The 14,020-nt window shown below is 59.8% G+C and carries 17 protein-coding genes; 4 read left to right on the top strand and 13 right to left on the bottom strand.

From position 1 onward, the window contains the following. Positions 1-235: helix-turn-helix domain-containing protein (locus BLQ73_RS33435; RefSeq protein WP_218125859.1), on the bottom strand; the 235-nt coding region annotated here is incomplete at its 3' end. 206 nt (positions 236-441) lie between these two features. On the opposite strand from BLQ73_RS33435, the gene BLQ73_RS14825 reads away from it, so the two are divergent. The 4 genes from BLQ73_RS14825 (at position 442) to BLQ73_RS31335 (ending at position 2,665) form a co-directional block, all read left to right on the top strand. Then, a complete protein-coding gene (locus BLQ73_RS14825) occupies positions 442-708 on the top strand; it encodes a hypothetical protein (RefSeq protein ID WP_093171038.1) in 267 nt (88 codons plus the stop codon). Then, complete coding sequence (locus tag BLQ73_RS31340; protein WP_143020274.1) at positions 701-1,639, top strand: hypothetical protein; 939 nt, start codon at positions 701-703, stop codon at positions 1,637-1,639. The genes BLQ73_RS14825 and BLQ73_RS31340 overlap by 8 nt, the downstream gene beginning before the upstream one ends. Positions 1,640-1,712: 73 nt before the next feature. Beyond that, on the top strand, positions 1,713-2,414 hold the full coding sequence (locus BLQ73_RS14815) for a hypothetical protein (RefSeq protein ID WP_143020273.1): 702 nt from the start codon (positions 1,713-1,715) through the stop codon (positions 2,412-2,414). Positions 2,415-2,440: 26 nt separating this feature from the next. After that, the gene (locus BLQ73_RS31335; RefSeq protein ID WP_143020272.1) at positions 2,441-2,665 is read left to right on the top strand and encodes a hypothetical protein; all 225 of its coding nucleotides are present in this window, start codon (positions 2,441-2,443) and stop codon (positions 2,663-2,665) included. Positions 2,666-2,719: 54 nt separating this feature from the next. Here BLQ73_RS31335 and BLQ73_RS14810 read toward each other — a convergent pair whose 3' ends face one another. The 12 genes from BLQ73_RS14810 to BLQ73_RS14765 form a co-directional block, all read right to left on the bottom strand. Further along, on the bottom strand, positions 2,720-3,160 hold the full coding sequence (locus BLQ73_RS14810) for a hypothetical protein (RefSeq protein ID WP_093171036.1): 441 nt from the start codon (positions 3,158-3,160) through the stop codon (positions 2,720-2,722). A 174-nt stretch (positions 3,161-3,334) separates the two neighbouring features. After that, positions 3,335-3,514, bottom strand: coding sequence for a hypothetical protein (locus tag BLQ73_RS14805; RefSeq protein ID WP_143020271.1), 180 nt, complete (start codon positions 3,512-3,514; stop codon positions 3,335-3,337). A 28-nt stretch (positions 3,515-3,542) separates the two neighbouring features. Beyond that, positions 3,543-4,985, bottom strand: coding sequence for a DUF3987 domain-containing protein (locus BLQ73_RS14800; RefSeq protein WP_093171034.1), 1,443 nt, complete (start codon positions 4,983-4,985; stop codon positions 3,543-3,545). 94 nt (positions 4,986-5,079) lie between these two features. Then, on the bottom strand, positions 5,080-5,730 hold the full coding sequence (locus tag BLQ73_RS14795) for an Lsr2 family DNA-binding protein (RefSeq protein WP_093171033.1): 651 nt from the start codon (positions 5,728-5,730) through the stop codon (positions 5,080-5,082). Between the two features lie 639 nt (positions 5,731-6,369). After that, complete coding sequence (locus BLQ73_RS14790) at positions 6,370-6,762, bottom strand: hypothetical protein (protein WP_093171032.1); 393 nt, start codon at positions 6,760-6,762, stop codon at positions 6,370-6,372. Positions 6,763-6,838: 76 nt separating this feature from the next. Then, positions 6,839-7,153 carry a hypothetical protein gene (locus BLQ73_RS31330; protein ID WP_143020270.1) on the bottom strand — a complete coding sequence of 105 codons (315 nt, stop codon included), beginning with the start codon at positions 7,151-7,153 and terminating at the stop codon, positions 6,839-6,841. A 755-nt stretch (positions 7,154-7,908) separates the two neighbouring features. Then, positions 7,909-8,202 carry a hypothetical protein gene (locus BLQ73_RS31325; protein WP_143020269.1) on the bottom strand — a complete coding sequence of 98 codons (294 nt, stop codon included), beginning with the start codon at positions 8,200-8,202 and terminating at the stop codon, positions 7,909-7,911. Then, positions 8,195-8,509, bottom strand: a complete 315-nt coding sequence (locus BLQ73_RS14785; RefSeq protein WP_093171031.1) for a hypothetical protein — start codon at positions 8,507-8,509, stop codon at positions 8,195-8,197. Before BLQ73_RS14785 ends, BLQ73_RS31325 begins: the two co-directional genes overlap by 8 nt. A gap of 342 nt (positions 8,510-8,851) precedes the next feature. Then, on the bottom strand, positions 8,852-9,055 hold the full coding sequence (locus BLQ73_RS14780) for a hypothetical protein (RefSeq protein WP_093171030.1): 204 nt from the start codon (positions 9,053-9,055) through the stop codon (positions 8,852-8,854). Between the two features lie 1,872 nt (positions 9,056-10,927). Then, positions 10,928-11,233 carry a hypothetical protein gene (locus BLQ73_RS33430; RefSeq protein ID WP_093171029.1) on the bottom strand — a complete coding sequence of 102 codons (306 nt, stop codon included), beginning with the start codon at positions 11,231-11,233 and terminating at the stop codon, positions 10,928-10,930. Between the two features lie 131 nt (positions 11,234-11,364). After that, positions 11,365-11,730 carry a histone-like nucleoid-structuring protein Lsr2 gene (locus BLQ73_RS14770; RefSeq protein WP_093171028.1) on the bottom strand — a complete coding sequence of 122 codons (366 nt, stop codon included), beginning with the start codon at positions 11,728-11,730 and terminating at the stop codon, positions 11,365-11,367. 349 nt (positions 11,731-12,079) lie between these two features. After that, positions 12,080-13,213, bottom strand: a complete 1,134-nt coding sequence (locus BLQ73_RS14765; RefSeq protein WP_143020268.1) for a helix-turn-helix domain-containing protein — start codon at positions 13,211-13,213, stop codon at positions 12,080-12,082. Positions 13,214-14,020 lie beyond the last annotated feature (807 nt).

Genomic DNA, 14,020 nt, shown 5'->3' with positions numbered 1-14,020 from the left:
GGGCGGGGTTCAGTCTGCACTCGGCGCCGCCGGCTCCTTTGGAGGTCAGGGCTGCGCGTCCGCCGTTCTCCAGGGCTCGGCGCCAGCGGCCGACCGACATCGGGGTGACCCGCAGCTCGCGGGCGATCCGGGTGTCGGTGGCGCCTTGGGCGATGAGGTCGGCGGCGCGCATCCGCAGCTGCTCGCGGCGTTTGCGCTGCTCGGTGGTCAGTCCTCCGCCGTCGGGGTATCTCATACCCCGGTGATCTCATCTGGGCGGGCGCGTGCCAACTGACGATCAGGTGACGATAGCTAACCCTCACCTTTAAAGCTCTCTAGCCGCATGGGCTATGCCCATCACATGAGTTTGGAGGGCCGCCGCTGGCGTCCACCTACAAAATCGCTATTGACCAGGGGGCTACCTGGGCACGAGCCCTCAAATGGTCCAAAGACGGCAACCCCGTGAACCTCACGGGCTGGACCGCCCGAATGGAAGTGCGGGACCGGATCGGTGGGGCGCTGCTGTACCGGCTGGACACAGCGAATGGCCGCATAACCATTGGCGGCACCACGGGGCAGATCACTCTCTCCATCCCTGACACGGTCACGTCCGCGTGGACGTGGCGTGCCGGAGTGTATGACCTAGAGCTGGTCGCGCCTGACGCGCGGGTGGTCCGTCTCATCGAGGGCACCGTGACTGTGCGGCCGGAGGTGACCACCGGTGCCTGAGATACTGGAGATCTCCGGCGGCGACGTCACCGTGATCGACGGCGGGCAGGACGTCATCCTCGTTATCGAGGCCGCGCCTGAGCTGGTGGAGATCGGCTACCTGTCGGGTGGGGGTGGTGGCGGGCAGGGCCCGCCTGGTCCCGAGGGCCCGCAAGGGCCGCAGGGCCCTCAGGGTGATCCCGGTTCCCAAGGCGTGCAGGGCGTTAAGGGCGACAAAGGCGACCCTGGTATCCAAGGAATCCAGGGTCCGAAGGGTGATCCGGGTGACCCTGCGCCGATAGCGGCCCACGAGGCAGCCGCCGACCCTCACCCCCAATACCTGACTGTGGCCGAGGGTTCGGCCGCTTTCGCGGTGGCCACTCACCATCACGACACGGCTTATAGCGCTGTCGGGCACACTCACACCCTGGCCGCTCTTGGTGCCGCCGCCGCTTCACACACCCATGTCGCGGCTGACGTCACTGGGGTCGAGACCCCCTCGGGAGCACAGGACAAGGCTACGGCCGCCGAGAACGCAGCCAAAACATATGCCGATACGACTGCTGTTCCTCGCGCTTCCACGCTCACGGCAGACCCGCCGACGCCTCTCTTCAGGCATAACCGGAACTATACGATCACTGCGGGCAGCCCCAACGTGTCCGAAGTTTCCATCCAAGGGACCCTGACGGGATGGATGAATGAATGGGGCGGATTCCGGGGGCAGCCTCATTTTGCTTGGGATGCGGTTTTGCGCATGTATGCGAACGCCGGCCAGTCAGGCAACATCGTCGAGTATTTGAATTTCACTCGGAACCGAACCTTGTGGGGGATCGATAAGGACGGTTTCACCGTCATGTCTGGCGTGAAGATGTCGCCGGTTCTGGTTTTGGGGCCGACTGATCCCGTTCCTGCGGATACTCCGGCAGGCACTGTCGTAATGAGGACCGCGTAGGAGGCTATTGCCTGTCATAGCGAAGTGGTCGGGCGATGGCCTGGCCGACGGAACGCCTCTCACGTCCTCTACTGTGGGTGCTGGTGATACGCCGTTCGGGACGCTCGCGGCCACCGGCACCCGGACCGTGGTTTCGGGAGGGCCGCGAAGCCCCCGTATCCGCGTCTCGAACAACGGCGCCGCCGGGGCGTCTTGGGTCGCATTCGGTCAGCCGGTCTTCGGCGCGGCCGGTCTGAGTGTCTACGCTCTCCGCCTCTATGTGGAGCTGGCCGCGTACGGTTCGACGTCGTTCACGCTCGCAAGCGGTTACACGGCGAATAACGCTACGCAGCAATGGAAGATTGAGCTTGCTGGTTCTGGTGCGGGTGCGCAGGCTGGCCAGATACGGATCAGGACCGGCGCCAACGTCCAACTCGGGTCGTCCGGGAACGATGTGATTCCGCTGAACCAGGTTACGCGTTTCGAGTTGACGGCCACGGCGTCGGAGATTCGGGCTTACGTGTTTGCGGGTGAGTCGGTTTCGCCGCTCGCATCTGCGGCCGGCACTCCCCCCGCCGGTATGACCCTCATAGACACGTGCCGTTTCGGGCCGACGACCACGAGCCCGCTCGTGGCGGATTTCTATCTGGACGATCTCGCGGTTTCAGATTCCGCGGAGTTGATCGGACCTGTCGTGGCTGCGGGGTGGGTGCCGTCGCTATGGACTGGGGCGGCCGAGACCGCGTTGACGGTGGCGGGGCGTTGGGACGGCGCCGTGTTGGTGCCGCTGAACTGATGGGACGTATGATTAAAGGTATTCACGTGAATGAGCCTGAGAGGCAATCTCAGCGGTTCGACGCGCTTGCGCGGTCGGCACGTACCCTGTTTCAGAATCTCGCCGCTGTGGCGCTTTTGGCGGCCTCTGGCACGGTGGTGGCGCTTGGGCCGTCCGATCTGAAATCGTATGCGGTGGCTGCCGGTCAGGCCGCGTTAGCGGCCGTGGCCGCGTACGTGCATAATCTGGTTTGGCCTCGTAAACAGGCATAAAAAAAGCCCCCCGGGGGAACCATCTTCGGTTCCCCCGGGGGGCTTTTTTGTTTTCTACTCTAACTCGTCGCCTGCCAGGTGCTCGCACCTGTAACAGGTGCGGTCATAGTGGTAACGTCCGATAGCGGCAAGGTGGATCAGCTCTTTGCAGCCGATCGGCGTTCCGCTTTCATCGGCAACCTTCCTGTGGGTGACCCTCAGATCGGGACACCCTAAGGCCATTATTACCGCCTTTGAAACGATGATCTCTACCCCGATTTGCGGCGGGGGAAGGTCTATAACTCTCCCGAAAGAGAGACTCACGTTAGGCACCTCTCCCCATTCCAACCGGGAGGGGGAAAGCGGCCCCACCCGGATGCAGGGGAGGTGTGCGTGTACGTTCCCCGCGGGGATGAGGCCCCGGTATCCGAGGCGCAGTTGCTCGTAGGTGGCGTGCTCCCCGGGTGTCTCTTCCGCGAAGATGATTATGTCTCGCTTGATACGGTTAATGATCATTTTTCGCCTTTATTCTGGGTTGTGAGTATGGGTTTCACCCATGCCCATGTTTCGCCACGCCTTATAGCGGTGATGCTTTGAACGCTCACGGCGAATCGTGCGGCCAGATATTTGACGGTTTCCGGCCCCGGGTCACGTGCGAGGACTCTCTTTATCCGAGCTACTTTTTGCCGGTCAAGTTTCTGCCCGATCCGGCACACGCGCCTCCCGCAGGGAACGCACATGGTCACCACCTGTTTCTACTTCGTACCCGAGATCTTTCGCGATCGACAGGAACATCTTTTGCAAGGTTTCCATGTCGCCGTCCGCTATGGCTTTGAGGCCGTCGTCTATCTGGATTTTCAGGGTGCTCATCCTGGCCATTCTTTCCCTCTCTATCTAGCTAGATACGGAACCCGACGACCTTTCCGCGCCCGTTCAAGGGATTCGTCGGGGATTTTGCAGTTACCGGTTTCGCAGCAACCGGCTTAACCGGGAGCGGTTTCAAAGGTATCTGCTTAGCAGGGACCGACCTCGCGGGTGCAGGCGTCGGAGGTGCGACGGGCGGCTCAGGCTCTTCAGGAAGCGAACCAATGATTGGTTCGATCCCCGCAGGGATATTTTTGGCCAGCCCGTAGACGTGGCCTCGGCGTCCCCCTGTTGGAGTTGGGTCAGGCCATACGGCGATATCGCCGCGCCATTCCCTGACAGCCGCATCGATTCGTTCCTTCGATCGATGCCGCCCGATCACCTCCCGTAGCTCACTGGCCTTTATCGGCCCACTCGAAACCACGTTGAAAATCTTGACAGCGAGCGACGACTTTCCATCGGGGCCGATGTCCGACTGCATCACATGGCGAACCGATTCGATGCTGTACCTGACCAGTGCTACCGAAGCGTTCAGATCATTGGCAGTGATAATCGGCGGGCCTGGTGTTGTAAGCGCGTAGAGACCAGCGGTGCGGAGAACGTGCGGGATCGTTCTCCCCGTGAATTGCTCCATATCCTCGCCAGAGGCCGCAAGGGCCTCTAGGTCGGTGTAGAGGGTTTCCCATAGCTTGCGCGCACCTGCATCCATTTTGACGGCATGAGTCTTCTGAGCGGCCTCGACGTATTTTCTGAGCTGAGAGACCAAAGGCTTGATCCTCCCCATATCCAGGTCCCCTCCGAAAGGCAACGCCTTCGACCTGAAAACGGAGAAGACGAGGAAGCGGTTTATTGTGCCTCCCGCGAGATCGGCCGCACCGAGCGAATCACGAAATTCCCTAGGTGTCGCATGCCCCGTAATGCACACATGCGGGTTCTTGAGAATCAACCTCCCGTCCTTCTTTGTGATCGAAGAGATCGATTTCCTCTCCCACAGCTTTCGGAGGTTGACGGAAAAGTTTTTATCCACTCTTCCGCGTAGGAGGGCTTTCGCCCATTCTTCTTCGGCGACAAGGACGGGGAACCCGTCCTCTCTGTGCCAGATAGGCACCGGTGCATTCATCTCAAGCAGGCCGCTTACTAGCGCGGCCCCCGATTCCGGGATTCCGTCCAGCAGGAATCCGGCGTCCTCACCGGCCATTTCAGGGGCGGCCATCTCCATTACTGTCGCCGCCGCATGCCGGGCTGTGCCCTTCTTGCCTGTCGACGTCGGCCCGATGAGCAGGCTCCAGATGATCAGCGGGTGGTTGATCAAGCCCTGTTGCACGTGCGGGTTGGGGCCCATGGCATGTGACGTGTAGGTCATGAGCGTTGCGAGTACGCCCATGGGGTCGGCCTCTGTGGTGGGCTCTAAGGCCCTCGTGAGGTCTCCCAGAACGCCCCGGTAAACGAGCTCGCTAGGCGTAGGTTTTTCAAACAAGGATATCCCTCGGTTTGGTTTTTGGGCATGGTTGGAGAGCCCCCCGACCAACGGCCGGCCGGGGGGCGTTACCGATTACAGAGCTAGCAGACTGCTACACGCTCAACTCGTGGCCGTGCGCCTTCTCATAGTTCCGCCGTATCCAGTTCTTGATCTGGCCACGGTCGCCAATCTCGATTCCCTCTGATTTGGCCCATGCACGCAAATGTGAGTCCTGGTATGCCCGCTCGATTTTCTGAGCGGGCTGTAGCCCGTTAGGCTTTTCCGGGTTCTGCGCCGATTGCCTGGCCGCCGCTCGGATGGCCTTCACGGCGGGATTCGGCGGTTTCGGAGCGAACGGGTTCCGCACCATTGGTGTGGACCTAACGGCCTCAGGCTCCGATTCCCGATCCGGATCCGGTTCGGTTTCCGGAATCTCCTCTTCGTCATCGGATGATTCAGTGCCCTCGTAGCCGTCGTCTATCTCGCCTGCCTGAGCGGCGGCGAATTTTTCCATAGCGCCGAGATAGGAATTGAGCTGTTCCAGGATTGTGAGCGCCCCATCCTTATGGTCCGTGCCGTGAGTGTGATCCTCACACACATGCAAGTGCCGCTTTTCGTGAGGGGTCTGCGCCTCAGTTCCGGGAGTATAGGAAATCTGGATACGGCCCGTTTCCTCATCCTTTTGATACGTGAAGTTCACCGTACCGGCGGCGAGCGTGAGCTCATTGCCCTGGTGGCAAATCGTGCAGGTCCTAACAAGCATTTCTAGATCCTTTCCCACCTAGATGCGATTACTTGCGTGACCCCGCTAGGTCGCGAACCTACGCCCCCGAAATCGGGTGCGGGGTCTGAAAACTATTTGACGGGTATCGGCGGCGGAGAAACTCCCCCGCCCGCCGTGTAGCTTTGAAGAGCAAGGACCGTCATCCGGTAGCGCCCCTCTGCCTCGTGTTCCGTATCGCATTCGCACACGTGGATCACTGCACCGATATTCCAGAACACCAGCCAACGTTTCTTGTCAGGGTGTTCCCGCCTGTTGAGATCAACGGGAATCCGTTCCATGAGGCTCACGAGCCCGCCGGTTCCGACGTGCGACCGCACCGTATGATAAATGTGCCGAGTGACCTTCATTTGACTACCTGTCCGTGTACGTTGTGCAGCACAGTTGTTCTCTCTTTAGTTTCAGGGTTTGTGTCGTGCCGCTTGACTTGGCCCCGCAGACGCACGCGGACGCCTTTCCGCCAACCGGGGAGCGGTTCCGGCGACCACCACTTGTATAAGTCGCCGTCGTCATCCTTAAGAAAGTAGAGCCAATAGGGCTCTCTAGTCCTTTTCGTGGAGACAGTATCGAGTATCTCCACCTCGCCCTCTACTACCTTTCCCACCTCGTAAACGTGGCGGCTCACCCTTCCACCCATTGAGGTCGCGGAAACGTCGTTTCCCCCGCCTTATAGTGGAGCCGGTGCACGAAGCCCTCCACTGTTCTCCGAAACTCTTGCGGAGTGCGTGCCGGGTCGTAATCGACCGGTCCGACCGGCACGGACCCAAACCTCAAGAGATATAGGGTTGCCAGCCACGTGTAATGCACATCTTGCTCTATCTCGTAATCGGGCCGATAGGTGAACTGCACCGTGCCGACACGCACCCCGTCAGCCTGAATGTGGTAGTACGCCACACTGTCCGGATCGTAATCCTGATCACTGATGTGAATGTGGTTCCTTCCCTCTACGAGGGTGATAGCCCGTCCTCTGATCTCACCTGCAAGCTCTTGCTGTCCGCCCGGGAAAAGACGCACAGTCTTTCTCCTTCCCGCAACGCTCCCCCCGCCCCTATAGAGAAGCGGGGGGAGCAATCACCTACCTACTAGCTGGCTAATAGGTCCTGATCTCTGCCAGCTTCCACCACGTGGAGTCTGACTTTTTAAGAGTTCGCAGGAATTCCACGAACACTTGAAGCGCTTGAAGGACGTCCGCGCATTCGTAAACGTGGATTCCTTCCTCCGAGTTGGACATGATGACTGCCGTGCCATCCCTTTTTTCTCGGACCGTGAACGACCATAGACTTTCTCGAATGCGGTGGACCGCACCCGCTACGGGATTTCCGTAGTTGTCGAGGTCTTTGCCGGTGATCTGCTTCCAATCCGAGCTCACCGACGGCACTATCAGCGAAATCTTTTCTTCTTTCACCGTTTTCCCTCCGCGCTTTCGAACCCCGTGGCGGCCCTTTCTGTGTCACCACCGACGGGAGCGGATTTCCGGCTACTCGCCCAGAGCCATACGAGCGACCCGAGACCGCCGATGACGAGGAGGACGGCCACCAGGACGAGCGCCCCGACGAGCGCGCTGCCCCCTGCCTCCTCAGGGACCGGCTCAGAGAGCGGCCCAGGGGGCGGAGCAACAACGGACGGGAAGGTCACACGAGGGGCCTCTAGACGCGTCGGCAGCACCTGGGGCACATGGGGCACCGGCGCTTGCGGCACCCCCACCCCCAGACCGGGCACCGCCGGACCGGGCACCGCCGGACCCGGCACCGTGACTGCCGGACCGGGCACCGTGACGGTAGGGCCCGCGACAGGCACGCTCACGGTCGGACCCGGTACCGGCACCGTCACCGTGGGGCCAGGTACCGGCACCGACACGGTGGGGCCAGGTACCGGCACCGACACGGTGGGCCCCGGCACGGTCACCATGACGCTAGGACCCGGAACCGTCATTGTTGGCCCCGGAATCATCACTGTCACCGTAGGACCGGGCACCGGCACGGCCGGTGCCTGTAATTTCGCTAACACCCTTTTCTCCTTTCGACTGCACAGCGTCTAGCCATGCAAAAGGGCACTCAACCCATTCAGGTTTGAGTACCCGATGCATTTCCAGCCATCTACGGGAGCCGTGTCAGCAGGATTGCGATAGTGCATCCGACGATGACCACAGCCACCAACACGTCACCCGTCGTTATTACGTTTAGCCACACTTGTCGCTTCTTCCTTTGCATCCTCCTTGATGAATACGCGGACTCGTTTCCCTTCGACCGCCCACCGGATTCCTTTGATCGTAAATAGCGCATACCTAGTCATTTCCGTGCCGTGGCGGCACCTGTCATAGTTCTTCGGAACCGGCTCACCCGGTCGAAATATCTCGATATCAATAACCGTCTGCCTCTTCTCTCCCCTACGTATCACGTCTCCTTTTCTAACCTCTCTTGGTTCTTTCGGCAGATAGACCCTTTCTCTACGCATCCCGCTTGCCACCCTCCAGAGCGATTACCCACAGGTCCTTTCCCTCCTTTAGCCCCCCCTCATCGCCGGGAAGGGCGCCCATAAGGGCATCCGTGAACAGTTCCCGATATCGGAAGAACCAGGCGCGATTAAACGCTTTCCGTCGCGCCATTTCCAGGGCATACTTTCGCAGCATCCCCGGATCACCGGCCCAAGCGCGGGCGCACATCCAACAGCGGGGGTCGTGCTCCATGTACGTGTACAGGCATCCCGTTTTGCCGCTCAGCAAGACTCGTACCGTTTCGCGGGCATTCGCAAGCACCGTCATTCGATTCTCCTTTCTAACCGGTCACAACCCAGGCGTAGGCGACAACGCCCGCCTGAACGATTGCGAACCACAGGCCAGTAACCAGATTGATAGTGTCCACGCGCCCTAGTGCCCTACGACAGGCATACGGCCAAACTCGCCGCTAGGGCTGACCCGAATTTCAGATTTCCGCCCCATGCACGTACTTGACATAGCGGCGGAGACTACGGGATCTCATTTTCCTGTCGAGGCCCGTCTCTCTACGCATGAAGTTCCAAGTTTCCTTAACTCGACTATCCGCCCGGCACGGCGGGCATTCAACTACATGCGCCATCAGTGTCGCAGTCGATAACCGAGATATCTTCACCTGATCGGGGTCCCTCTGTCGGCCATTACTTCGCGTGCCGCATCGGCAATGCCGTAATAGAAGCGATCGAGGCCGTGCCCGACCGAAAGGCCGTCGCTCCATCGCTCGCCCGCGAGATCCTCTAGATCTTCCACGAGGATCTCTAAAGCCTGGTCGTCCATGCCCTTAAGTACCCCGAACAGCGCGTCTTCCCACGCCATATTCAGCCCCTACTATCGAGCTGCTTAAAGATTCCGTCGACAGCGTGAGTTCTCATCGTCTCGGCCGGATCGGAGCTCAGGATGTTCCGTTCAAGCAGCAAACTCAGATCTAAGCACAAGTGAGACCACGCGAAAGGGAACCCTTTACCTACCCAGATACGGCACCCGCATTTCAGCGTGTAAGACCGGCGCTGATACCGATGAAAAAGCGGGAGATCAATTGTCCCCCCATCTCCGTGATCCCCATGGGTGCAACACCAGCCGTGGTCGGCGAGGGAAAGGTTGTCGATCGTGTGGAAGCAATCCATGATTGCTGCCCCCCGGCCCTTAACAATCTCCCCCGGGAGCGCGTTGGCATACCTGCCGTCCCGCATACTCCGCACACACACATACTTGGCGCGCACTGTGGCGACGAGAGCCGGATAGCCTGCCGAGCCTTCTTGCGGAGTCACGAAAACCAGATCACCGAAACGAAACACCTTTTCTTCCTTTCTCCCTGCCCGCCTCCTACGGCGGAACCGTTTCTCGTTTCGAGCTCCGGCACGGAATCGAACCGCGCGCTAACCACACAGACACAACCGCAATGATGGTTGTTGCCTGTGTGTGGACCCGTAGCGCCTACACCAGCAGGCCAGAGCAAAACAATGTGCGACGCATAAATCATTCGTCATTCCGACTTGAGAGAGTCCGGACGGCAAACCCCTTCTCTCATCTCCGAATCGGCGGTGAAACCAAAGTCCTAGATTTCACCCATCTAAATCGGGCATTTCCACTATTGAATTCTCAAGAAACAAACGCGTACCGTGAGACGAACCAGATCAAGAACCTTCCAACATCCCTCGGATACCTGAACGCCATGGCGTTCAAAGCAGGTCACAAAGACCGGGATTCCAGCTCTTGCCAGCTACATCTCCACCCGCCTTAGAGAAACGAATCAGAAGCGAAAGTTACGGAAGTGCCAAAACTTGACAGAAAAAAAGACTTCCGGCCGCTCCACAAGGATGCGAAACAGACGCCATGGCGTCTACACCCTTGACTCCCATCGCCACCCATACCGGCGAGATCGGCTCGGAACGGAGAGGCTCTCAAACCGCCTCAGAAACGCTAACCCCGGGAGCCTAGATTCACACACCACCCTGGCGTGAAATCCGCTCAACCGGCGCTTCAAGCGCTCTCGGCCCTATTTACTGGCCGCTCCGTTCCGTGTTCTGTTTTCAACTTGCCGCCGGTAGCCAGCCCCCGTGTCGGCGGGCCTTGCTTCCGAACACTGCAAACACTAGCCGAAGTTACGGAAGTGCCAACACCCTTCCCCGCATCACAAACAAATAACAGCCACAAAGCCCCAGGTCACTGCCCCGCAAAAAAACCCCCACCACCCTAGACATCACACAAAATAATCGGAAAATTACACCCCGTCACGCCCTACTACTACCCCAACCCACCCCAAAACACCACAACATCCCAAATGCCCGAAACACCCGAACCATCCCCCCAACAGCCCCAACATCCCAAAAATGAATCCCCCCTAGCACCCCCCAATAGCCAGCCCCCTACACGCGCACGCGCGTTCCCACCCCCACCCACCATATGAAAAAAGAATCGAAAACCAGTTCCAAACCACCAAACCACCCACCAAACCCACAAAACCCAAACCCGAAAACAAAACCACAAAACACCCAAAACCAAAAAAACTGGATAACCCTAAACTAACCCCCCAGGGGTATACCCCCTAAACCAGTTCGCTTGACCCCGCCGGGGGAGTTTCCTCGCTGTGCGCGCAAATCTGGCTGAAAATCGTTTTCGTATTTGGGTACCGGCTATCGGCATGAAAAAACCCCGCCTCTCGAAACGGGGTTTCGGTTCCGGTTTCGGTTAGTCTTCCGGCCGACTGATTTCCCGGACCCATCCGGCCTGCTCAAGGTAGGACAGTAGGGGGATTTTCTTTCTGTACCGATTCCAGAAGCCCCGGCAGATCGCCGCTTCCGCTGTTTCATATCGACTGTAGGGCAGGGTGTCGTGACAGATGATGTGTCCGCCCTCGGCGACGATGGCGGTATTCACCATTTCTCGCAGCCGGCCAGGGGCTAGCTTCATGAGGTTGCCTGGCCGGAAGATACACGTCGAGCACTGGCTCGCCAAGACGCGGACGCCGTCGTGGTCTGCGACGGGATGACTCATGCTGCTGCCTCCCCAGAGGTATGAATTAAGTTTCGGATATGAAAACGCCCCGGCTCCACGAGGAAGCCGGGGCGGTGCGGACCGACGGGCAGAAAGGTCCCGCCGGTACACACGACCAGGGTAGCACTTCTCTACTGCGCGTTGCTTTCGTTGTACTGCTCGACGATGTTGCGGGGAATGCGGCCTCGGGCGCTGACCTCCAGACCCTGACTTCTAGCCCACTCCCGGACACGCCGCGCGGCGGCGGAGTCGATGCTAGGAACGGCGGCTGCCGGAGGCACACTGCGCGTGCTGGCACGGCGTCTCGATGGCGTGCGCCGCCGGACGACGGCCCGCGCGTTGAGCAGGTAAGGCGCGAAGATCTTGCGTAGCCGCTGCTCATTCTTCGGCGACACGTCTATCTCGTAGCCTTGACCGTCGAGGCCGAATTTGATTGTGCTCTCGGCTTTGCTGCCGTCGATGTCGTCTGTGACGGTCTCCACGATCTTTCGCACCATAGCTACTCCTGTGCATGCTTGTCCGCGGCCTGGGGGCCGGGAGAGGATCTGTGAGAGCCTGCGTGGGGTGTAGCGCGAGCTTGGCTCAAGCGCTGCGCAGGGCTGGCAGCAGAGTAACACGCCGTCTAGGCGATGCAACCATGGGTTCTGTTGAGGATTCGTCGTGCGTTGTGGTCGGTTGTGTCCTTCTTAGGGGGATGAGTAGAGCCGGGAACAGGTTTCTTGCGGAGGTTCGACCCCATGCGGGGGATGAGGCTCAGGGCCGCCGTTCAGATGTCCGCAACAGGGACGGGCAAGCGCCGGCCGTTGAACCCTATCTAGGCCCCCGACGTCTGCCGGGGGCCTAGATCTACTTGATACCTGCCGCCAACAACCGTAGGTGCTCCGCGGCGGCCCTGAGGTCTGAGCCGTGTGGACGATCCTCGACCAGCGCGAGGATTTCACGCACTCGCTTATCGAGGCGAGTGGACGCCACGAACGGCAACGCGTTCGCCAGGGTAATCAAGAGTGGTATTGCTCGTTCAGGAGACGGCCCATTGATCTGTGCCTGAATCTGACGGGCCATGAGGGTGCATCGCAAACGCAGGCTATCCCCCGCGCCGTTGACCGCTTGCCCGATCAGATCGGCGGATTCAAGGCCCAGCTCACTCAGGCCGGTTCCAATGTCGCCCACCAGTAAAGCCCGGTTCTGGCCACCCACGTCAGATATGAGGCTCATAGCCTGGTCGAGGCCCGCCCGCGCGCCATGCTCATACCCGACCCTCCCGCACGCGCGTGCATGTCTGATCTGTAGCCGGGCTGCCTGCTCGGTAGCTAGGTCTGGTATGCGTAGCGCACGCGCAGCTAGCGCGAGAGACTGCTCGTAGTCTCGGTGATCGTATAGGACTCGGCAGAGTGAGCCCATCGCTCTCGCCAGGGCATCATGTCCGCGTCCTGCGGCGCGTCGGGCCAGATCGGCGGCCAAGTGGCCAGCCCTCACGGCGATGTGGGCGCCGCCGGAGTCGTTCAGCGCTATGGCGGCCTGACTGGCGAGCTCGGATGCAGCCAGGAGGAGCGCCACGTCCTTCGTGTCGCGGGTCTCTCGCTCCACTAGGACTAGGTGGTGCATGGTCTCACGCTGGACCGTGACCCCTCCCATTGCAAAATTCCTCTGCTTGATGTGCTGTGCGAGCCCTTCCACGTAGTCGGCGTCTCGGTAGGAGCTGAGCCTGTCAGACGGGATGACGATCACGCTCGCCATAGCCGCTACCGAAGTTGTGAACTGTCTGCGCCTCACATCATCGTCCTCACATTTGCGCTCTATTCGTACCCTCCATCCTAGTTTGTCTAGTACTTCTATGGCCTTCTTCCACTTGGTGTCGCGGCGGCCCTGAAGGATGTCCGATACCCATTTTTGGGACTGTCCGACTTCCTCGGCAAGCTCGCTCTGCGAGATCTGTTGAGATGCCTGTGTGGCTCGTAGGACATCGGCAAATGAGTTCACCGTGACTACGGTACGCCGCTAGAGCCCTTCTGACCAGGGATTACCGCTCCGAGCACTAAGACTCTGGCGCGTGCCTGCACTTTGAGTGACCATTGCACCCCGACAAGCAATGGGCCCGCCGCGCTACAGGGACGGAGCGCGCGGACCCTGGACCGCATCGGAGGTGCGATCCGTATGAAATATGTTACCCCTAGAAGTGTTCACGTTCCTGCGATCCGTTCGCGGGATACAGAGGCAGCGGCGGCCCGAGATGAGGACGCTTTGCAGCCACTCCAAAACCTTCTGACCTCTCATGGCGTACGTTCGATCATGAATCGCCGGGTGGCCGTCCGGATGACCGGCCATATTCCAGTAGGGGAAACCCCCAGAAGGTGGTTCAGCCCGGAACTGGTCGTCTATAGTGGCGGCATCGTGGTGGCGACTGTTTCCGCTGAAATGCGGACAGCTAACTTTTCACTTGTACTGGCGCGATCTGCCGCCGAAAGAGTACCGATCGATCGGCCGGACAAAGTCGTATCCATAATCGCTGCTGCCAGCGCAGACCACCAGTGCGAGCCTGGCCCGCATTGGTGTAATCACGTTTTCTGCACACGCTCTTGCGGCGACATGCAGTGCCCCGAGTGTTTTCCTAGTGCGCCTGGCTAGCCGGTGACGGTTTCTAGATTTGCCCTCCCGGTGATGGGAGGGCTCTCAAAAAATAAGAGGGGGTGGCGCGTTAAGACGAGCCTTACATACGGTCCTGCCCTCCCTCGGAGTCTCCCGATTGATACCGAGGGTGGGCTGTCGATAGCTGAAAAGATTACGGAT

Origin of the sequence: Sinosporangium album (genome assembly GCF_900100605.1) — a bacterium.
Taxonomy (GTDB): Bacteria; Actinomycetota; Actinomycetes; order Streptosporangiales; family Streptosporangiaceae; genus Sinosporangium; species Sinosporangium album.
Note: the sequence above shows the minus strand (reverse complement) of the source record. Positions and strands in the feature narration are given on the sequence as shown.

Excerpts from the sequence above, each read along its gene's own strand:
- BLQ73_RS14810 (WP_093171036.1), bottom strand. The coding sequence starts at position 3,160 with ATGATCATTAACCGTATCAAGCGAGACATAATCATCTTCGCGGAAGAG.
- BLQ73_RS14785 (WP_093171031.1), bottom strand. The coding sequence starts at position 8,509 with ATGACGGTGCTTGCGAATGCCCGCGAAACGGTACGAGTCTTGCTGAGC.
- BLQ73_RS31325 (WP_143020269.1), bottom strand. The coding sequence starts at position 8,202 with ATGCGTAGAGAAAGGGTCTATCTGCCGAAAGAACCAAGAGAGGTTAGA.
- BLQ73_RS14780 (WP_093171030.1), bottom strand. The coding sequence starts at position 9,055 with ATGGCGTGGGAAGACGCGCTGTTCGGGGTACTTAAGGGCATGGACGAC.
- BLQ73_RS14770 (WP_093171028.1), bottom strand. The coding sequence starts at position 11,730 with ATGGTGCGAAAGATCGTGGAGACCGTCACAGACGACATCGACGGCAGC.
- BLQ73_RS33430 (WP_093171029.1), bottom strand. The coding sequence starts at position 11,233 with ATGAGTCATCCCGTCGCAGACCACGACGGCGTCCGCGTCTTGGCGAGC.
- BLQ73_RS14805 (WP_143020271.1), bottom strand. The coding sequence starts at position 3,514 with ATGAGCACCCTGAAAATCCAGATAGACGACGGCCTCAAAGCCATAGCG.
- BLQ73_RS14795 (WP_093171033.1), bottom strand. The coding sequence starts at position 5,730 with ATGCTTGTTAGGACCTGCACGATTTGCCACCAGGGCAATGAGCTCACG.